This is a genomic window from Arcanobacterium hippocoleae (assembly GCF_040360365.1).
GTDB lineage: Bacteria > Actinomycetota > Actinomycetes > Actinomycetales > Actinomycetaceae > Arcanobacterium_A > Arcanobacterium_A hippocoleae_A.
Genome location: NZ_CP136412.1, coordinates 815974 through 835633, shown reverse-complemented (window position 1 = coordinate 835633; position 19660 = coordinate 815974). Strand labels below are relative to the sequence as shown.

25 protein-coding genes, 1 tRNA gene and 1 pseudogene are annotated in these 19660 nt (G+C 47.4%); 23 read left to right on the top strand and 4 right to left on the bottom strand.

The features are described from left to right. The first annotated feature begins 13 nt into the window (after positions 1 to 13). From RQN30_RS04425 to RQN30_RS04400, 6 genes are all read left to right on the top strand, one after another. Positions 14 to 478: a SpaA isopeptide-forming pilin-related protein gene (locus tag RQN30_RS04425; RefSeq protein ID WP_353061425.1), complete on the top strand. Its 465-nt coding sequence runs from the start codon at positions 14 to 16 to the stop codon at positions 476 to 478. A gap of 5 nt (positions 479 to 483) precedes the next feature. Then, positions 484 to 807: a SpaA isopeptide-forming pilin-related protein gene (locus RQN30_RS04420; protein ID WP_353061423.1), complete on the top strand. Its 324-nt coding sequence runs from the start codon at positions 484 to 486 to the stop codon at positions 805 to 807. After that, on the top strand, positions 795 to 1715 hold the full coding sequence (locus RQN30_RS04415) for a SpaA isopeptide-forming pilin-related protein (protein ID WP_353061422.1): 921 nt from the start codon (positions 795 to 797) through the stop codon (positions 1713 to 1715). The genes RQN30_RS04420 and RQN30_RS04415 overlap by 13 nt, the downstream gene beginning before the upstream one ends. 409 nt (positions 1716 to 2124) lie before the next feature. After that, a complete protein-coding gene (locus RQN30_RS04410) occupies positions 2125 to 2385 on the top strand; it encodes a hypothetical protein (protein WP_353061421.1) in 261 nt (86 codons plus the stop codon). Then, complete coding sequence (locus tag RQN30_RS04405) at positions 2385 to 2696, top strand: FAD-binding protein (RefSeq protein ID WP_353061420.1); 312 nt, start codon at positions 2385 to 2387, stop codon at positions 2694 to 2696. Before RQN30_RS04410 ends, RQN30_RS04405 begins: the two co-directional genes overlap by 1 nt. Continuing rightward, positions 2693 to 3298 (top strand): UDP-N-acetylmuramate dehydrogenase, encoded by a 606-nt coding sequence (locus RQN30_RS04400; protein WP_353061419.1) that lies wholly within the window; start codon positions 2693 to 2695, stop codon positions 3296 to 3298. The genes RQN30_RS04405 and RQN30_RS04400 overlap by 4 nt, the downstream gene beginning before the upstream one ends. Here RQN30_RS04400 and RQN30_RS04395 read toward each other — a convergent pair whose 3' ends face one another. The 3 genes from RQN30_RS04395 to RQN30_RS04385 are packed head-to-tail and all read right to left on the bottom strand — an operon-like array spanning position 3299 to position 5177. Continuing rightward, positions 3299 to 3763: a lipase family protein gene (locus RQN30_RS04395; protein WP_353061418.1), complete on the bottom strand. Its 465-nt coding sequence runs from the start codon at positions 3761 to 3763 to the stop codon at positions 3299 to 3301. Next, positions 3727 to 4200 carry a hypothetical protein gene (locus tag RQN30_RS04390; protein ID WP_353061417.1) on the bottom strand — a complete coding sequence of 158 codons (474 nt, stop codon included), beginning with the start codon at positions 4198 to 4200 and terminating at the stop codon, positions 3727 to 3729. Before RQN30_RS04390 ends, RQN30_RS04395 begins: the two co-directional genes overlap by 37 nt. After that, a complete protein-coding gene (locus RQN30_RS04385) occupies positions 4200 to 5177 on the bottom strand; it encodes an alpha/beta fold hydrolase (RefSeq protein ID WP_353061416.1) in 978 nt (325 codons plus the stop codon). Before RQN30_RS04385 ends, RQN30_RS04390 begins: the two co-directional genes overlap by 1 nt. Positions 5178 to 5549: 372 nt before the next feature. On the opposite strand from RQN30_RS04385, the gene RQN30_RS04380 reads away from it, so the two are divergent. From RQN30_RS04380 to RQN30_RS04350, 7 genes and pseudogenes are all read left to right on the top strand, one after another. Further along, complete coding sequence (locus RQN30_RS04380) at positions 5550 to 6839, top strand: phosphotransferase (protein ID WP_353061415.1); 1290 nt, start codon at positions 5550 to 5552, stop codon at positions 6837 to 6839. A gap of 299 nt (positions 6840 to 7138) precedes the next feature. Continuing rightward, positions 7139 to 7612 carry a type 1 periplasmic-binding domain-containing protein gene (locus RQN30_RS04375; RefSeq protein WP_353061413.1) on the top strand — a complete coding sequence of 158 codons (474 nt, stop codon included), beginning with the start codon at positions 7139 to 7141 and terminating at the stop codon, positions 7610 to 7612. Between the two features lie 50 nt (positions 7613 to 7662). Then, positions 7663 to 8391 (top strand): substrate-binding domain-containing protein, encoded by a 729-nt coding sequence (locus tag RQN30_RS04370; protein WP_491608702.1) that lies wholly within the window; start codon positions 7663 to 7665, stop codon positions 8389 to 8391. Between the two features lie 96 nt (positions 8392 to 8487). After that, positions 8488 to 8951, top strand: a pseudogene (locus RQN30_RS04365) (ATP-binding cassette domain-containing protein); the annotation flags it as partial. Next, positions 8925 to 9995: an ATP-binding cassette domain-containing protein gene (locus RQN30_RS04360; protein ID WP_353061764.1), complete on the top strand. Its 1071-nt coding sequence runs from the start codon at positions 8925 to 8927 to the stop codon at positions 9993 to 9995. The pseudogene RQN30_RS04365 and the gene RQN30_RS04360, both read left to right, overlap by 27 nt. Before the next feature lie 12 nt (positions 9996 to 10007). Continuing rightward, complete coding sequence (locus RQN30_RS04355; RefSeq protein ID WP_353061412.1) at positions 10008 to 11369, top strand: ABC transporter permease subunit; 1362 nt, start codon at positions 10008 to 10010, stop codon at positions 11367 to 11369. 2 nt (positions 11370 to 11371) lie between these two features. Next, positions 11372 to 11692: a hypothetical protein gene (locus RQN30_RS04350; RefSeq protein WP_353061411.1), complete on the top strand. Its 321-nt coding sequence runs from the start codon at positions 11372 to 11374 to the stop codon at positions 11690 to 11692. Positions 11693 to 11843: 151 nt separating this feature from the next. Here RQN30_RS04350 and RQN30_RS04345 read toward each other — a convergent pair whose 3' ends face one another. Further along, positions 11844 to 13055, bottom strand: coding sequence for a pyridoxal phosphate-dependent aminotransferase (locus RQN30_RS04345; protein ID WP_353061410.1), 1212 nt, complete (start codon positions 13053 to 13055; stop codon positions 11844 to 11846). 419 nt (positions 13056 to 13474) lie between these two features. On the opposite strand from RQN30_RS04345, the gene RQN30_RS04340 reads away from it, so the two are divergent. The 10 genes from RQN30_RS04340 (at position 13475) to RQN30_RS04295 (ending at position 19458) form a co-directional block, all read left to right on the top strand. Then, positions 13475 to 13547 (top strand) — tRNA-Trp (locus RQN30_RS04340). Positions 13548 to 13708: 161 nt separating this feature from the next. Beyond that, positions 13709 to 13816, top strand: coding sequence for a hypothetical protein (locus RQN30_RS04335; RefSeq protein ID WP_353061763.1), 108 nt, complete (start codon positions 13709 to 13711; stop codon positions 13814 to 13816). 209 nt (positions 13817 to 14025) lie between these two features. Beyond that, positions 14026 to 14847: a transcription termination/antitermination protein NusG gene (gene nusG, locus RQN30_RS04330; protein WP_353061409.1), complete on the top strand. Its 822-nt coding sequence runs from the start codon at positions 14026 to 14028 to the stop codon at positions 14845 to 14847. 95 nt (positions 14848 to 14942) lie between these two features. Then, positions 14943 to 15383 (top strand): 50S ribosomal protein L11, encoded by a 441-nt coding sequence (gene rplK, locus RQN30_RS04325; protein ID WP_353061408.1) that lies wholly within the window; start codon positions 14943 to 14945, stop codon positions 15381 to 15383. 92 nt (positions 15384 to 15475) lie between these two features. Further along, complete coding sequence (rplA, locus tag RQN30_RS04320) at positions 15476 to 16174, top strand: 50S ribosomal protein L1 (protein WP_353061407.1); 699 nt, start codon at positions 15476 to 15478, stop codon at positions 16172 to 16174. A 306-nt stretch (positions 16175 to 16480) separates the two neighbouring features. Beyond that, positions 16481 to 17110: a uridine kinase gene (udk, locus tag RQN30_RS04315; protein ID WP_353061406.1), complete on the top strand. Its 630-nt coding sequence runs from the start codon at positions 16481 to 16483 to the stop codon at positions 17108 to 17110. A 268-nt stretch (positions 17111 to 17378) separates the two neighbouring features. Next, a complete protein-coding gene (rplJ, locus tag RQN30_RS04310; protein ID WP_353061404.1) occupies positions 17379 to 17900 on the top strand; it encodes a 50S ribosomal protein L10 in 522 nt (173 codons plus the stop codon). Between the two features lie 65 nt (positions 17901 to 17965). Further along, a complete protein-coding gene (rplL, locus tag RQN30_RS04305; RefSeq protein ID WP_353061403.1) occupies positions 17966 to 18355 on the top strand; it encodes a 50S ribosomal protein L7/L12 in 390 nt (129 codons plus the stop codon). A gap of 192 nt (positions 18356 to 18547) precedes the next feature. After that, on the top strand, positions 18548 to 18697 hold the full coding sequence (locus RQN30_RS04300) for a hypothetical protein (protein WP_353061402.1): 150 nt from the start codon (positions 18548 to 18550) through the stop codon (positions 18695 to 18697). Positions 18698 to 18735: 38 nt separating this feature from the next. Further along, positions 18736 to 19458 carry an EamA/RhaT family transporter gene (locus tag RQN30_RS04295; RefSeq protein WP_353061401.1) on the top strand — a complete coding sequence of 241 codons (723 nt, stop codon included), beginning with the start codon at positions 18736 to 18738 and terminating at the stop codon, positions 19456 to 19458. The last annotated feature ends 202 nt before the right edge of the window (positions 19459 to 19660 follow it).

The window sequence follows — 19660 nt, the reverse complement described above, 5'->3', positions numbered from 1 at the left end:
GCATTATCCCTCAATGGGGATGGGGGCGGCGCAGATTCCGCCAACTACTAAGGTGACAATCCAAAAGATTGATGCCAACACAAAACAGCTGATTAAGGCAGAAGCTGCACAAACTCCAGCAGTATTAAGCTTATTTGCTGCTGACATAAACGGGGCTAGAGGTGCATTTCTGCGCAATGTCACCTTATCCGACGGCACTTACACCTTTGATAATTTACCTTATCCTTCGACGTATTATATTCAAGAAACAATAGCGCCTAGCGGATACATTGCGGGAAAGAACAATCTCTATAAGTTGGCTGTAGATCGAGATGGTACAGTGACTTTTGGACCTGCGGGAGATAAAACAGGCCAGATTTTCTCCAGCAATACTGCAGGTATACACACTGTGCAATTGCCGAATCTTCCTGCACCAGAGACATATTATCCTTCTTTACGGCTTACGAAAAAGATTTTGCCAGCGGAAAAAAGCTCGTAGGATCTATGTTCAGACTTGAAGGTCCGGATAATAGAGTAGAAACGGTTGGGATGTCGATGCCGGGCGATACTTTCTACTTCCAACAATTATCTCCAGGGAAATATGTACTCAGGGAGATACGTGTGCCAAACGGTTATCCGCAAATGGACTCTTTGATATGGACATTTATGGTAGAATCAAACTCTGCTGATGATTCGAAGCTGGTGGTGAAAAACTTTACAGGATCCAACGTAAACTTAATGCCTGCAGAGAAGTGTGCACATGAAAATATTAAAAATCTCAATTGTGTAGATATAAGTAATAAAAAATTCCAGAGTTGGAGATTCTGAAGAAAGACGTGACGGATAGCAGCGCCGCGAAACAATTTGTGTTGCCGGGAGTTATTTTTGCGTTAGAAAAGCAAACTGCCGATAATACATTCGCCGCCTATCCGACACAAGGTGAAAATAGTATCATCACGAATAGTGAAGGAAAAATCCTTTTCGATAATCTCACCCCAGGTATCTATCGTCTTAAAGAAGAGCAGCCTTTGCCGGAATATAAGCACATAGATCCGATTGAGTTTGAGTTGAGCGAAGAGGGAACATATCAGCTTAGGGGTGCTGATAGCGCCGTGAAAGAGAACAGTTTGGCACATGTGCTGCCTTCTTTGACAATCGGCAATGAAAAGACTTCCGCTCAGCGGGATTTGTATATCCGCAAGATCCAGCCAAATAATGCGTGTAAAGATACTGAGCTGGTGGATGGGAAATGCTTGCTGCTCCCAGCTGGCGGAGCACTTCGAATTCAATTCACGAAAATTGACGATGAAAACTTTTTCTACACCCGCAGCTTCAATTTAACAAAAGATTGGCAGGAATATACGGTAGGGAAATCAAAATTTACCGCACTCAAAGTACCTGATATGAATGAGATTAAAGATGGTCGCTATAAACTTACCGAGATAGAATCACCTAGCGGATATCAGAAGAGTGAGAAAATTTGGTATCTTACCATATCCGCTCATCAGATTGTAGAAACGGATTATACTGGCCAGCAGCAAAGGATACTATTTGGGAAAACGGCGGGGAAAGAAGCTGCCTTTCCGATAGTGGTTCCACTGGATATCGAAAATAAACGCTACGATATGCCGGCTTTGCCTTTGACTGGTAGCACCGGAGTATTCGCGATTCTTGTCATTGGGGCAAGTATCATGATTGCAGGGTTACTGTATTTACGTAATCGAACAAAAGAATAGCAGCCAGGGTGACTACCGGTAATTTCTTATATTGTGTGTGATTCAAATTTGGACATCGTATGTATTGGCTATATATGTTATATGGCTGAAGCGTGGATTAGCAGTAACTCGGATTAACAGCGAAATCTGCATTTTAACGTAAGCGGCGGCAAAATGGGTGGTTTTGGTTTCCGACGGTGTGCTCCGTCGTTCTTGTAACCTTGTGACCAGCGGAAATGTAAGGGGTGGTGGTTGGTGGAAATTTTAGGCGGAGTTCTTGCCGCCGGTTACGTGATAAAAACTAGTTCTTGCCGCCGGTTGCGTGCACATGCTTCAAGTTTTTCACATATTCCGCATATTCCACGTGTTTTGTGTATTTCGCATTCAGCACTGCGGTAGGTTTGAAAAAATCTTGCGGTAGGCTTGAACTATGTATTGTGCAGTTCCAGAAGAAACCGAACCAACCAAAACTATTCCTCCAGTACCTGCAATGCGCTATCGGAGAGATTCATCCGCACTCGCACAGATGACCACAATCCGGGTGGGAGGAAAAGCTGCCGAAGTGGTGAACACGGGCACTCGCGAAGAATTCATCGAAGCGTTGAAAACAGCGGATGCTGATAAAAAGAACTGCTCGTCGTTGGCGGAGGATCAAATATTCTCGCAGGAGATACTGAATTCAACGGGGTAGTGGTGCATGATACTCGTGCCGAGATTACACTGCTTGATGAAGATGCTTGCGGCGGGGCGCGCATTCGCGTATCAGCTGGGACGCCTTGGGATAATGTTGTTGTCTACGCGATTGAACACGGTTGGATGGGCCTGGAATGTCTTTCCGGGATTCCCGGTACGGCCGGTGCAGCGCCAGTACAAAATATCGGCGCCTACGGAGCAGACGTATCTGGAGTAATTGCAAGTGTCCGAACACTTGACCGGAAAACTGGGCAGCAGCGCACTTTTTCCTCAGTGATCTTGATTTTGGCTACCGCTATTCGGTTTTGAAAGAGTCAATCCTGAGCGGAGAGTGGGGCAGCTGCCCGCGGTGGATTGTGCTCGATGTTGATTTTCATCTCCGCAGAGCCACCCTGAGCGAACCGATTCGTTACGCACAGCTTGCAAAACATCTCGGGGTGCAGCTTGGCGAACGCGTGCCGGCGAGTGAAGTCCGTGCGGCGGTGCTCAATCTGCGCACAAGCAAAGGAATGATTCTTGACGATTCCGACCGCGATACCTACTCACTTGGTTCTTTCTTCACGAATCCAGTGATTAGTGCAGAAACAGCAATGCAGCTTCCTGAGGATGCGCCGCGATTCGATGTATTAAACAATGCGGCGAAAAACCAGATTGGTGCAGCTGCCCCGAAAGTTGCCGGACAAATAAAAACCTCTGCAGCTTGGCTGATTACTCATGCCGGTTTCAAACCAGGATTCGGGCTGCCGGGCAGTGCGTCGATTTCAACGAAACACGCCCTTGCGTTAACAAATCGCGGAGACGCAGCTGCTGCTGATATCGTGTCCCTTGCCCGTCAGGTGCGCGACGGGGTATTCGAAAAATTTGGAATCAAGCTTGTTCCTGAACCCGTCACCGTCGGCATTGAAATCTAGTTAGTCGTTTGGAATCCGGGATTTAAGCTGCGTGAGTGCACTGCGCAGTGCACTAATCCCGTCGGCGTGATAGAGCGGACGGAAATGCCCGCTTTGTGAAAGCGGAATATTTACCGCATCTTGTAAAAATGATCCTTCTGGGACGTGAAAATCCCAGCGCGGTGTAATAGAGATAATCTTGCCGGCAATTTCTTTCTCAAGCGCAGCAGACCAAGGGGAAAACGTGTCGCTTCCATTAGGAAGCAGACTCCGCATGGAATGATACGGAGGAAATATCGCGGCACGCGAAGAACCATTCCATGGTGTCGCGAAAGTAACCATACCGTATATATGCGGGAGATTTGCGGCAAGAACAGCGCGTCCGACAAGTCCGCCTTTGGAGTGAGCAAGCAAAATTATTGGCTGCTCGATTTTCTGCAACTGGGAAATTACGATTTTTGCAAGCTGGGCAACAGGCAAATCCATCCGGCGAAGCTGCCCAATCTCAATAATTTCATAATCGTACAGATTCCGCCGCAGTTCGCGAAAATAAGAGATTCCCTCGTATATTCCAGGTAAAAAACGATTAATAGCCGCTGCGGCTGGATCCGGCGCCGGTTGGCAGCTGAAAGATTATCGATACCTGCAAAATTGTTTGTACGACGGGAATAATCTTGCAGTGAATTATGCAAATGCGGGCCGTTTTGACTAATCGCAGAAAAGATTCCCGAAAAGAATGAATCGTGCGAGGTGCTGCCGCTGCGCTTAATTTTTGTTTGCAGTACATGCCGCAGCCAATTCGGAAACGGAAGTGCGTGGCGCAGATACCACCAGTAGTCAAGAAATACCTGCCAAACCCGATGTGAGATAACACGGACAGCGGAGATAATCCGGCGAACTAGTCCTGCTGATTTTGCCGACATTAGTCCGTACCTGCCGGAACAAATTCCGGATTCTCATTCTTTGCACTGCGGGTGAAAGCGTCTTGCGCAAGCCGTGCTTCCTCATGGATAAATTCTGCTTGCGCCTGCGTCTCTTGATGCGTCACCAAACGCGCAATTGCTTTTGCCGCCTCACCGTCGTTTGAGAAAATTGTTGAGTGCGCCGCTCCCGCAATCCTGCCAATCCATGCTGTGCCGGCTGCAGAGTCAGCAAGCTGCTCAAGCCAGTATTCCGGAGCCAGATAATCGTGTTCTCCGCTAAGAATTCCGATTAAACTGTGCGGATTTACCGCACTGATCCGGTTTTCAATCTGATAATCAAGCATCTGCGGAAGAAGTTTCACCAGCCAGGTTTTCACAGAACGCAAATAAGACCAGGTTGCGACCCCGACGAGTCCTGCCTTTTCGTAAAACGCTGACTGGAGATAACGGATAAGTGCCTGCCGCAGCGAGCGCTCAGCGGCATTCACGGGCGGACCAATCAGGCACGCCCGATTAAAAGAATGATTCTGTGCCATCATCTCAACTACGATTTGCGCACCCATCGAATGCCCTACCAAAATCACATTTTGTACTCCAGCCAGTTTCAGACTTTTGCTGACAATTGCAGCGAGACGGGAAATTGTTTGCGGTTTGCCGGATACTGGTAAATCTCCAAAACCAGGTAAATCAAAAAGCAGTACCTGCCCGATTTCGTGCAGCTCTTCAGCAAGCGGAAGCATGTATGCGGAGGACAGTCCAATACCATGAATTAATACAAATGCGGCACGATCATTATCTGCATTATCTGCATTATCTGCATTATCTGCGTCCGGGTTTTGTGCTCTGATTCCCGAATCACGGCTGCCGATCCGGCGCATTCGCACGAACTCGCCGTCGATTTTAAAAAGAGTTGTATAAATTGCATCAATTTTATCTTCGGTTCCAAGCGCAATAACAGCTTCATCAGTGAGATTCATTTGTGTTTTCTGCCTATTTTCGTTTTTATCGTTTTCCTGAAAGCCAAAATCGGCTCACCGGTTTCTAATCATCATGACTTCGATGCAATAAGTCTACCGCCATATTGTGCCGATACGCTTTAGAAGCGAAATGAAATCGCGTGATGCGGAAATGCGCAAATATGAAGATTAATCGCCGATTAAACAGCGCCTAATCAAAAAAACGGCAAATATTTTGCACAGTGAAAATCGCCGCCCGTCGCGGAGAAAAGCTTAAATCGGCAAAACAGCATTTTGTGTAATCCGGCAATAAATTTTCAACCAAAATCTGGTGAATATTCACAAGATGTGCGATGGCTAGACACTTACACTGCTCTCACTTATAAAAGAACTATGGCAAATCCGATACAATCTCTCACCGCAGCGTCTCTCGATTCTGCACGTACAGCTAGTGAAGCAGATGACTTAGCTCTTCTCACATCAAAGCGCGCCGGTGAAATGTTGCGGTTGGCTTTTGCCGATCATGGTATTTTGCGCTCATGGAGTGTGCACCAGATTCACCATCGTCCCGGAGCTGGAATTTCAGTTGGATATTCGGTGATTATTGATGTCCGTAATCCATTTGAACGCCGTGATTTGTACGCCGTCGCATCTACGGCGCAAATCCAAGAAGAAAAAGTGCTTGAGGTGGGCGGGAAACGTCTCCGCCTGGGAAGCACTGCAGTAAATATTTGGGAATTTCCATACGACCCGGAACTGCCGGCACTTGACCTTGCCTGTGATGTCGAAAAAATGAGTCAATATCTTGGTGAATCTGTCGAACTTGAACTTATCGGTTACCGCCCGACACGCAGAGCAGTGGTGCGTGTAATACGTGAAAACAAACCGCCGATTTTTGCGAAAACTATTCGCCCGCAGGTACAAGCTGATTTTGAGTATCGGCTCAAAATAGTCAAAGGAGCCGGCATAAACTGTCCGCAGATTTATGCGCGTGAAGTTGGAATTGTAATGATGACTGCGCTTGAGGGCGTGCCGCTTTCACGAGTACTTGCGGCTAGCTCAAAACATATTCAATCTGAGAAACGTCTTGAAAAATCAGGCGCTCGCGCAGTTTTACGAGACCTGGAAGGAATTATTGAAGCACTTCCGCCCACTGCTATCGGATTAAAACAGCGCCCGGCCTGGGTTGATCGCTGCGAGCATTATGCTGCCGCAGCCGCGCTCACGCTGCCGGAGCATGCACAGCAGTGCGCGAAGATTGCCCGCGATATTCGCCAGTTACTTTCATCCGCTGATCTTGGACCAAAAGTTGCCACGCATGGTGATTTTTATGAAGCAAATATTTATGTAAATTCGGTTACGAGACGTGTCTCAGGTTTACTTGATCTTGATTCGCTTGGACCGGGATATCGGGTTAACGATTGGGGCTGTTTGCTTGGGCACATGAGTGTTTTGCCAACCTTGGCGCCAAAAATTTATGACGGTGTGCAATCTATTACCGACGATTGGTACCAGATACTTGGATCTAGTGTGGATGAAGCTGCGCTCGCGGCTTCAGCTGCCGGCACTGCGCTTTCACTTGTTGCCGGAGCGCGGAAATCACGGGTGAAGTGGAAGGTGGAAGCGCTCAACCGGCTCACCGCAGCTCAAGCCTGGGTAGACCGCGGTTTTGCCGTCCGTTAAATTGTATTCGGCCGGCAGCTATTGCGAATCCGGCGGAGGCATCTGAATCGGTAATTTCATAATGTAAATTTCGCGGGTCGGAAAAGTAAATTTCATCTTTCCAGCAATCGCTGAAATGTATTCTTACACACTTATCAAAAACTTTTTCTCAACCTTCCAGCGGGAATGCCGGCAGCTTGCGAAAAAATTTTCCATAATTCGTCAGATAAGTTTTCAGCGCAGTGTGAAATGTGCTAATTTAATTTTTGTCCGAAAAAAATATGTGCAATGATGCACAGCGATTTCCCAACGGAGGGAACATGAAGAACATCTTCAAAGTGACAGCAGTGATTGCAGCATCTGCACTTCTTGCAGCATGCGGAGGCGGTTCTGCAGATTCAGGTAAATCTGGTGAAGCATCCTCTGGTGTTTCAAACGCGCAGAAGCCGCTTGTCTGGTTTAACCGCCAGCCATCAAACAGCTCCACTGGTGAACTCGATATGCAGGCATTGCAGTTTAATGACAAAACCTACTATGTTGGCTTCGATGCAAACCAAGGTGCTGAACTTCAAGGCAAGATGATTGCTGAATACATCACCGCAAACAAAGACAAGATTGACCGCAACGGTGACGGCACAGTCGGATACGTACTTGCAATTGGCGATGTGGGTCATAACGATTCTATTGCCCGTACCCGCGGTGTGCGTAAGGCACTTGGCACTTCCGTCGAAAACGGGGAAGTATTGATTCGGCAGCCGTCGGTACAAATGTTGACGGATCTCAGAAAGCTGTAAAAGATGGTGAAGTTGCCGGTCTGAAAGTTCGCGAACTTGCTTCGCAGGAAATGAAGAATTCCGCAGGCGCAACATGGGATGCAGCAACCGCTGGAAACGCAATTGCAACCTGGTCAGCTTCTTTCGGCGAACAAATCGATGTAGTTATTTCTAATAACGACGGCATGGGCATGGCGATGTTTAACGGCTGGTCGAAGGGTGAGAAAGTCCCAACCTTCGGTTATGACGCAAACTCTGACGCAGTGGCAGCAATCGCTGAAGGCTATGGCGGCACGATTTCCCAGCACGCTGATGTACAGGCTTACCTCACACTTCGTGTTTTGCGCAACGCTCTCGACGGTGTAGATATCGATACCGGCATCGGCAAGGCTGATGCCGCCGGCAACGTGCTGACCAAAGAAGATTACAAGTACGACGAAGCAACTCGTTCCTACTATGCTTTGAACCTCGCAGTAACTGCAGATAACTATAAAGATTTCTTAGATTCCACAGTTACCTACGAACCTGTTTCGAAGCAGCTTGATGCATCAAAGAGCCCGGAAAAGAAAGTTTGGCTGAACATCTACAACTCTGCTGATAACTTCCTCGGCTCCACCTATCAGCCGCTGCTTCAGAAATACGACAAGCTGTTGAATCTGAAAGTTGAATACATTGCTGGTGACGGACAGACCGAATCTAATATCACCAACCGTCTTGGCAACCCAGACGCATACGATGCATTCGCAATCAATATGGTGAAGACAGATAACGCAGCTTCTTATACCGCGCTCTTGAAGTAAGCAGCAGCTTAGAGAGACGCTAATTTAAAGTGAACGGGGTTGTGAAGCAGTAAGTTCTTCACAGCCCCGAATCACGAAATATCAAGAGGAGACGCAATGTCAGCAGCACAAGATGACGTCGTCCTGTCAATCCGCGGCATGTCGAAATCATTCGGGCGCAATCGGGTGCTCGATAAAATTAATTTCGACGTCAAACGAGGCTCAATCATGGGGCTCATGGGCGAAAACGGTGCAGGAAAATCGACGATGATGAAGTGCCTTTTCGGCACATATCAAAAGATGAAGGAACTATAGTTCTCGACGGGCACGAGGTGGCGTTCTCTGGTCCAAAAGACGCTCTGGAAAATGGCGTTGCGATGGTACACCAAGAACTGAACCAGTGTCTGGAGCGTTCGGTTGTGGATAACCTATTCCTTGGAAGATATCCAACTAACGCCATGGGCGTGATTGATGAAGCCCGAATGAAGAAAGAAGCGGCAATTCTTTTCCGCAGTCTTGGAATGACGGTAAACTTAACGCAGCCAATGCATAATATGTCGGTTTCCGCCCGGCAAATGTGTGAGATTGCCAAGGCGATTTCGTACAACTCAAAAATTATTGTGCTTGATGAGCCGACCTCCTCGCTCACCGAACCGGAAGTGCGCAAACTCTTCCAGATGATGCGCAAGCTGCGTGATCAGGGAATCTCACTCGTCTATATTTCACACAAGATGGACGAAATCTTTGAGATCTGCGATCAGGTTTCAGTTCTGCGCGACGGTAAACTTGTGGCAACTAAAGACACCAAAGACACGAATCTTGATGAACTGATTGCGGCAATGGTCGGACGTTCACTGGAAAATCGTTTTCCGGCCGTCGATAATGTACCGGGCGATACAATCCTTTCGGTGCGGAATATTTCCACGAAGTATGCTCCGCATCTTACAGATATCAGTTTCGATGTGCGCAAAGGTGAAATTTTCGGGCTTTACGGTCTGGTTGGTGCCGGGCGAAGCGAACTGCTGCAGACAATCTTCGGTACAAGGACCCGGGCAGCCGGCCGTGTTTACTACAATGACCGCCTGATGAACTTTGAAAATCCAAAGCAGGCGATGGACTATGGCTTTGCGATGATTACTGAAGAGCGAAAAGCCGACGGCCTGTTCCTAAAAGGCGATTTGACTTTCAATACAACGATTGCAAATCTTTCGCATTACAAGCTCGGTCCGGCCCTTTCGGATAAAAAGATGGTGCGGGCGACGCAAAACGAAATCAAAATCATGCATACCAAATGTATGGGACCAGAAGATATGATTACTTCGCTTTCCGGCGGAAATCAGCAGAAAGTGATTTTCGGAAAGTGGCTTGAGCGCAATCCGCTGGTTTTCATGATGGATGAACCGACCCGCGGTATCGATGTTGGTGCGAAATATGAAATTTATGAACTGATTATCAAGATGGCAAAAGAAGGAAAGACGATTATTCTCGTTTCTTCCGAAATGCCGGAGATTTTAGGGATTACAAATCGTATCGGTGTGATGTCAAATGGTCATCTTGCAGGCATTGTAAACACTAAAGAAACTAACCAAGAAGAACTTTTGCAGCTCAGCGCAAAGTACCTGTAACGGAGGCAGAAGATGAGCGAAACAACTACAGCGAATGCTTCCGGCATTCTCACATATGAAGAAGAAGAAAAGTTACTTGCGCCAATTGACGCACATGTTAGTGAAATTCAGCGGAAAGTAGATGCGCTGCGGGCACAGGGCACCTACAAGATTCAAACTCTGCGGAACCATATCAAGCTTATTAGCGAAGATAAGCATTTGACGAAAGAAGAGCGCACTGCACAGATTAATGCTGACAAAGCGGAACTGGCGGAAGCAAAGAAGATTGAAGCGCAGAATCGGCCGGAAGTGCAGAAGCTCGTCGGCGAAGCTGAAGCGTATCTTGAGCAGAATTATAATCAGCAGTATTACAAACCGGTGGAAGAATCGGTAAAAGCTGAGCAGGTGCAGGCAAAGCTGGACTATGAGCAGCGCTTGGTTGAGTTAAAGCAAGAACACGAGAAATCGCTGGCTGATATTCGGCACAACAACTCGGGCGACTTGAACCAAGAAATCAAGGATGAAAAGTACGTTTATAAGAATAAAGTTTTTGATGCGAAAGTGCGCTACAAGCAGAAGCTTGAAGAGCTGAAGACACGCAAACATGAGGCGTACTCGCACAAATATCATTTGATTGATTTACTTCGTCTTTCACGTTTCTCGTTTGCCCAAAATCAAAAGCAGCGCTGGGAAAACTACAAGTATACCTTTAATACGAAACAGTTCTTACTGAATAAAGGGCTGTTTATCGTGATTGCAATAATCTTCGTAATCCTTGCAATCATCACCCCGATTTTGAAAGATACTTCGCTATTTACGCAGCAAAATATTTTGAATATTTTGCAGCAGGCATCTCCGCGCATGTACCTCGCACTCGGTGTGGCCGGATTGATTTTGCTTACCGGTACTGATCTTTCGATTGGCCGAATGGTTGGTATGGGCATGGTTGCCGCTACTGTCATCATGCACGCCGGTCCGAATACCGGTACCGTATTCGGGGTTGCTTATGATTTCTCCGCTTGGGGTTTGATTACAAAGTCAATCTTTGCCTTAATTGTTTGTATCATCTTATGCGTGATTTTCACATCGATTGCCGGTTTCTTTACGGCAAGATTTAAGATGCATCCATTCATTTCGACAATGGCAAATATGCTGATTATTTTCGGTATTGTCACGTATGCAACTAAGGGTGTTTCTTTCGGCGCAATCGATCAGGCAATTCCGCAGACATTCATTCCGACGCTTGCCGGAATTCCGACAATCATTATTTGGGCACTGATTGCAATCGTTGTTGTCTGGTTCATCTGGAATAAGACGAAGTTCGGTAAGAATCTTTATGCTGTCGGCGGTAATCCGGATGCAGCAGCAGTTTCCGGCATTTCTGTTTTTGGGTGACAATGGGCGCTTTCATTATGGCAGGTGTGCTTTATGGGTTCGGTTCGTGGCTTGAGTGCCTGCGAATGATTGGTTCTGGTTCGGCCGCATACGGACAGGGCTGGGATATGGATGCGATTGCAGCTTGTGTGGTCGGCGGTGTTTCGTTTACCGGCGGTATCGGTAAGATTTCCGGAGTTGTTACCGGTGTGACTATCTTTACTGCACTCACCTATGCACTGACGATTCTTGGCATCGATACGAATCTCCAGTTCGTATTCTCCGGTATTATCATTCTCGCAGCTGTGACCCTTGATTCGATCAAGTATGTTCAGAAGCGGTAAGCATTACTGCCAGTACGTGCTGGGTTATTTATCGAACCGTTGGACGTATTGAATAGACATATTGAATAAAAATGCTGGGCTTGGAATTATTTTCCCGGCCCAGCATTTTATTTTCTGACGATGCATTAACTGCAAGAATTATGCAAGTAAATTATGCAAACAGCTTTTGTAAACGTGTGATGCCTTCTTCAAGAGCATCGTCTGAAAGCGGATAAGAGAAGCGCAGATATCCTGGAGCGCCGAATGCCTCTCCGGGAACTACCGCTACTTCAGCTTCTTCAAGAATCAGCACTGCAAGTTCCGAAGATGTATTCGCAGTCCGGCCGTTAATTTCCGTTCCAAGCAACTGCTCCACATTCGGGAAAACGTAGAATGCGCCCTTCGGCTCGGGAACTTCGAAACCGTCAATTTCGCGAAGCATTTCGACCATCTTTTTCCGACGGCGATTAAATGCCTGCTTCATCTCTTCCACCACGCCCTGGTCGCCGGAAAGCGCGGCAAGAGCTGCCCGCTGTGAAATATTGGCAACATTTGAAGTGAGGTGTGACTGGAAATTGGCGGCTTTCTTAATCACATCCGCCGGACCGTACATCCAGCCGACGCGCCATCCGGTCATGGCATAGGTTTTTGCCACACCGTTTACGATAATCGTCTGATTTGCAAGCTCCGGTACTTCGCGGAGAAGATACGAAACTTCGCCGTCGTACACGAGATGTTCATAGATTTCATCAGAAATCACCCAGATGCCGTTTTCAAGCGCCCACTTACCAATCGCCTTAATCTCTGCAGCAGTGTAAACCGCGCCGGTTGGGTTCGATGGGGAGCAAAGCAGCAGTGCCTTTGTTTTCGCGGTAAGTGCAGCATTTAGCTGTTCGACGGTCACCTTATATTCCTGATCCGCGCCGGCGAAAACTTCAATCGGATTTCCTCCGCAAAGCCGAATCACTTCCGGGTAGGTTGTCCAATATGGAGCTGGAAGAATTACGTCGTCGCCATCGGAAACGATTGCTGCAAAAGCCTGGAAAACTGCCTGTTTACCGCCATTAGTAACGATAATATTTGCTGGATCAACTTCTACGCCAGAGTCGCGTAAAGTTTTCTCCGCAATCACTTTGCGCAGCTCCGGCAGCCCAACCGCCGGAGTGTATTTGTGATTCTTCGGATCTTGTACAGCTGCAAGTGCGGCCGCCACAATCGGAGCCGGAGTAGGGAAATCAGGCTCCCCGGCAGCAAAACCAATTACCGGTTTACCTGCAGCTTTTAGAGCTTTTGCTTTCGCATCGACGGCAAGAGTTGCGGATTCTTGTAATGCGCCGAGACGTACTGAAGCTCGGCTCTGCGGTGTTTTATAAATATTACTCATGAAACAATGTTGACATACTTTTGCGCATATCTGCTGCGGATTTTAGATAGTGGTGTTTTTCTTCCGGCGGTGAGTGTTGAGATTAATATTTCCCGCCGATAAGTTTGTGCCGACGGCAATAAAAATTTGCAGATCAAATCAATCAGCGGAAAATTGCGGCAAAAGTTTATTTTTTAAATTGCTTAGCGCATTGCAGGATAGTTTCTTGCCGTTTCCGCACGAAAAATCATTTAAAATAACGCAGATAATCATAATAAATGAGAGCTTTTGCACTTTTGTCTAAAAGCGGCGGTCGAGATTTGGCTCTGATCTTTATTTACAGCTATAATTTCTAGAGCTGTGCAATTCACATAGAAGATGCTTGATTATCAGGCATAATCTGAACTGCTCGCCGATGCGGTAAGTCGAAATACCGCACTAGGGTAGTGGCGCAATTGGTAGCGCACCGGTCTCCAAAACCGGCGGTTGTGGGTTCGAGTCCCTCCTGCCCTGCGAAGAAAGCGGCCCATACGGGCCGTTTTCCACATTAACCGAGAGGAAAATGAGTTGAACGAAGTCGCAACGGAGAAGCAGAGCTTCTTTGCTCGTATCATCACTTTTTCAAGCAGGTTCTAGCGGAGTTTAAGAAAGTTCGCCGTCCAAGCTGGGAAGAGCTGTGGCAAATGTTTCTTACCGTCATTAGCTTCTTGATTATCGTGATGATCTTCGTCGGAATTCTTGACCTTGTCTTCGGGCAGCTGGTGTTCTGGGTCTTTGGCTAAAGCTGAAGTGTTTGAGCGGCTGTCCGTCGTAATTTTTCGAACTTAATACCGGCTTGTGATTTCAAGCGGGTATCGAAAGTTGGATAAAATACAGGGAAATCCGCATTCGCATGAGTGTGATTCAAGAAGCGATGAATTGCTGAAATAGTAATAAACCAATAACACTTAGAATTCGAATTATCGAAACCGGACAAGGCGGGAAACAGGTAATGGCTGAAGAAACTCAAGATGCACTAACCGAAAACGAAGAGCGCATCACTGCCGATGAAGATACTAGCGCCGATTCGCAATCGGAAGCAGCAGATGTGTTAGGCGATGCTGCAGCTGAAGAAGTCAAAGACGACGATTTGGTTACTGCGGATGAAACTGAAATTGCATCTGAAAGTCCGGCAGCTTCAGATCAGCCAGTCGATGGCATAGTTACTGAAGCGATGGTGCGTGCAAAGCTAAGAGGGCTTCCCGGCCGCTGGTATGTGCTCCACACTTATGCTGGTTACGAAAAGCGCGTGAAGCAAGATATTGAATCACGTATTCATTCGATGAATATGGAAGAGTATATTTTCCAGATTGATGTCCCGATGGAAGAGGTCATCGAAGTTAAGAAGGGGCAGAATAAGCTGGTATCGCGGGTACGGATTCCGGGATACGCTTTGATTCGGATGGATCTGACCGATGATTCGTGGCGTGTGGTTCAAGAAACTAACGGCGTTACCGGTTTTGTCGGAAACGGACGCAATCCAGTCGCGCTGACTTTCGATGAAGCAGTGAAAATGCTCACGCCAACAATCGAACAAGAGGCAGCACATGAAGCTATTGCTGCTGGTAAGCCGGTTAAGTCTGGCGCTCCGACTCTTGAGGTTGAATTCGAGGTTGGTGAAACAGTTACGCTCACCACTGAACCTTGGGTCGGTTTGCCGGCTACAATTTCTCAGGTTGATGCAGTAAACCAACGGCTTACTGTGCTGATGACACTTGTCGGCCAGGAAACCCCGGTCGATTTATCTTTCGGTCAAGTAAAGAAAATGGATTGATTGCGCGAAGTTTCGCTAAATTTTCATTTTCCTGCTTATCGACGGAGCCGTTACTTTTGCCATGTGACGGTAAGAACAACAAAAAGGATCAATAAATGCCACCGAAGAAAAAGAAGAAGGTTGCAGGCCTGATCAAGTTACAGATTCAGGCAGGGGCTGCAAATCCAGCTCCACCAGTCGGCCCAGCATTGGGTCAGCACGGTGTGAACATCATGGAGTTCTGCACCGCGTATAATCAAGCGACCGAATCCATGCGCGGAAACGTTATTCCAGTGGAGATTACAGTTTACGAAGACCGTTCATTCACCTTCGTAACAAAGACTCCTCCGGCTGCTGATTTGCTCAAGAAGGCCGCAGGTATCAAGAAAGGTTCCGGTGTGCCGCAGTCGCAGAAAGTCGGGCATGTGAGCGCCGAGCAGCTTCGCGAAATCGCAAAGCTGAAAGAACCGGATTTGAACGCAAACGACATCGACAATGCAGCTCGCATTATTGCTGGTACTGCTCGCTCGATGGGTATTACCACCGACGCAATCTAAGAATTTCCAATACTTGTTGAAAGTATTGATGTGGTAGAGCCCGGAGCTGGCTCGTTATACCACTGCTGCTAAATTTTAAGGAGAAAAGCAGAATGGCAAAGCGCTCAAAGAACTACCGCAAGGCTGCGGAGCTGATTCAAGACGGAGCACTCTACTCCGTGGAAGAAGCCGTTGATCTTGCAATTAAAACTTCAGTTACGAAGTTCCCATCTACCGTGGAAGCTGTTTTCCGCCTTGGCGTAGATCCGCGTAAGGCAGACCAGATGGTTCGCGGTACCGTTTCGCTTCCGCACGGTACGGGCAAGACCGCCCGCGTGATTGTGTTTGCTACCGGTGAGCGGGCGCAGGCTGCATTGGAAGCTGGTGCGGATGAAGTTGGCGACGATGATCTCGTTGCAAAGGTTGCCGGCGGTTGGACCGACTTCGATTCAGCTGTTGCAACCCCAGATATGATGGGCAAAGTTGGTCGTCTTGGTCGGATTCTCGGTCCGCGCGGTTTAATGCCGAACCCAAAGACAGGTACTGTGACTATGGACACCGCAAAGGCTGTTTCTGATATTAAAGGCGGCCGAATTGAATTCCGTGTTGATAAGCATGGCAATCTTCCAATCATTCTCGGTAATACCGAATTTACTTCAGAAAAGCTTGCTGAGAATTTCAAAGCAGCTTTTGCGGAGATTCTCCGTTTGAAGCCGTCCTCGTCGAAAGGCCGCTATATTCTGAAAGGAACCATGGCGACTACGATGGGACCTGGTATTCCGCTTGACGTTGCAAAACTTGTACGTTCCTAAGATGTGCTGATGTGTTTTTCCGCAAGCAAAGTGAGAGCCGCGAATTAACTTAGCACATTGCAATTTATCGGATTGTAACGCAAATGGGGGCAGCTGAATCCAGCTGTCCCCATTTTTGCTGATTTTGCGAAAAGGAAATAACGCGGCGGCGGTTAGCAGGGGATTGAAGCTGCGATGGATAATTTGAGTTCAGCGAGTCTGATTTGGCTGCGGCTGTATCTGAATACCTATTTTGCCCAATAAACCAGAATTTGCGACAATTGGTTAAGAAAGCGTTAGCTGTTTGAATCTTGAAGTAGGCGTTTAATGGCACAGTCACTTGTAATTGGCATTGCTGGAGGTACCGGCAGCGGAAAAAGTACCTTGACTAATGCAATTAAATCCCGGTTTTCCGGCAGCGTTGCCGTGATGTATCACGATAACTACTATTGCGTCCAGGATCATCTCACTTTTGAACAGCGGACCCAAATCAACTACGATGCGCCGGAAGCATTCGACAACCAGCTGTTAATTTCCCAGCTGAAGCAGTTAATCGACGGTGCGGCGATTGAATCTCCAGTATACGATTTTGCTGTTCACAACCGCAGTGCAGAAAAAATGCAAGTCGAACCTGCTCCTGTCATTATCGTCGAGGGAATTCTTATTTTTGCTGAACCAGAGCTGCGTTCGCTCTTTGATTTAAAACTATTTGTCGACACTGATGCAGACGTGCGGATTTTGCGCAGGATGCAGCGTGATGTTGCGGAGCGCGGCCGCTCGATTGAATCGGTACGTGCGCAGTACTTGCGCACAGTCAAACCAATGCATGAACTTTACGTGGAACCGTCAAAGCGTTTTGCCGATGTGATTATTCCAGAGGGCGGGCAGAATCTTGTGGCTGTCGAAATGATTTTCCATCGAATTCAAAATCAACTCGATAATCGGTGTTTCCGATAAAAAGCCCGTGATAGCGGAATGTCTAGTTATTTCTCTCACGAACTCACTGCAGCGCTTGTTACAATGTTTGTGTTCAGATATTCTTAACAATGCCTAAGACCGCAGGTCGCCCGTTGCCAACGGGGTGAATTTCTTTTGGAAGCCAGCGCAGGTACGAACTTAATTCTTGCAGTATTAAATACATCAAGATTTGACCCTCGTGCTTTGTGCGCTGAGGGTTCTTTTTCTAAGTTCACAAATCTGCGGCAAAGATTCGGAAGGAGGTCCCATGGCACGGACCGACAAGTCTGCAGCGATTGTAGAGTTAACGGAAGATTTTCGTAACTCGACGGCAGTTCTTGTAACTGAGTACCGCGGATTGACCGTAGCACAGATGAAGACTCTTCGTCGTGCAATGGGCAGCGAAGCTAAGTACACTGTTGCAAAGAATACGCTTGCACGGATTGCAGCCCGCGAAGCTGGTGTTGAAGGTCTCGATGAAGTTCTTACCGGACCGACCGCGCTTGCATTCGTTACTGGCGACATCGCCACGGCTGCAAAAGCAGTTCGAGAATTCGCAAAAGAAAACGAAGCTCTTGTAGTCAAGGGCGGCGTACTTGAAGGTAATTTCCTTGACGCGAATGAAGTTGGCAAACTCGCCGATCTTGAATCCCGTGAAGTACTTCTTGCCAAGACTGCCGGAGCCGTTAAAGCTTCGCTTTACAAGGCTGCATACGTATTCACCGCTCCGCTCGTAAAGACGGTGCGCACAGTAGACGCCCTGCGCGAGAAGCAGGAAGCTGCATCCTAAGCAGGTAGCAGCGAAAATAATCAGATTAAAATTGCCTCGCGTAGGCACAGGAAGGAAGGCCAATCATGGCTAAGCTTACCGCTGAAGAACTCATTGAAGCTTTCAAGGAGCTCACCCTTGTAGAACTCAACGACTTCGTGAAGAAGTTTGAAGAAGAATTCGACGTTGAAGCTGCTGCTCCAGTTGCTGTTGCTGCTGCTGCTCCAGCTGCAGGCGGCGAAGTTGCTGCTGAAGAAGAAAAAGACGAATTCGACGTTGTGATCGAAGCAGCTGGCGACAAGAAGATTCAGGTCATCAAGGCTGTTCGTGAACTTGATTCGAACCTCGGCTTGAAAGAAGCTAAGGAACTCGTTGAATCTGCTCCAAAGGCAATCTTCGAAGGCGTGAACAAGGAAACTGCTGAAGCTGCAAAGGAAAAGCTTGAAGCTGCAGGCGCAACCGTAACCCTGAAGTAATCTTTGCGGTGTGAAACCGCTGATTATCGTTACAAAACTTGTTATTTTACGAGTAATAATGGGAGGCTGGAACCGTTTGGTTTACAGCCTCCCATTATAATGTATTAAACTGAGAGAGCCGGTAGACTTTGGATTGTACTGTGCTTAATTTGCGCTGGCAGTTTCAGTAACGAAAGAGGAAATAATCTCCATATGATTTCGCAAAGTATCTCTCTCGCTATTGCTATCCAGGTTGTTGGTTCATTTTGCTTTGCACTTGCCGCAAAGTACCAGCATGGCACAATTGATCGGCAGCTCAGCGGGAATCCAGAGAAAGAAGCGCTAAAAGCACGAAGTTTTTAACCGCAATCCGCAGCCCGCAGTGGCTTTTCGGTTTAGGATTGCTTGGAGTCTCTCTTATCTGTCAGATTGTCGCATTAGTTTTCGCACCAGTTTCTATTGTGCAGCCAGTCGGTCTGCTTGCATTCCCCTGGTCAGTACTGATTCAGAATCGTGTAGAGAAAGTTCGGCTGCGGAAAACACTAGTTGCCTGGGTTTGTGCAACAGTATCTGCAACCGCAATCTTTACGATTATTGTCTCGAAATATTCATCTTCTCCGGAAGAGCTCGATTTACTAAAAATCAGTATCGGATCAGCAATCATCTACCTGCTAAGTGCAAGCTTTGGAACACTCGGCTGGCGCGGAACGAAGAAATTACGCGCGCTTTTTTGGGGATCGGGCGGAGCAATGCTTTACGGTCTTGAAGCTGCGCTTGCAAAAACTCTTTTACAATATGCACATCAGGAGAATGTATTAGTATTACCGTCGTTCTGGATTATTCTGCTGGTATTAATATTTGGCAGCATTACTGCAGGGTGGATGGTACAGCAAGGTTATGCTACTGGGAAAGCTGATGTTGTGGTTGCGGCGATGACAATCACTTCCCCTGTTGTGGCAGTACTTTACGGAATCGTAATACTTGGAGAGGGGACTGGAATTTCTGCTTCGCTTGGAATGATAATGCTTGTTTGCGGACTGATTGCACTTGGCGGGGTAGTGGAAATTACACGGCTGCGAAATGCGCAAACTAAAGCAGCTGTTGAGTATCCTGCTCAATCGTAAACGCGGACGAATCTAGCGCTTTAGTTTTTCCGTGGTGGATTGGCGGATGGCTGCTTTGTGCGTAATCGGTTTTGGCAGTGCAGTTGGTGATGTCTTATCGGAGTCAGATTTTATTTTGCAGATTTGTAAATATACGATGAGCCGGTGCTTTGGAGGATTTTCCAAAGCACCGGCTCGGGTTTTACCGGAAAATATTGAAAAC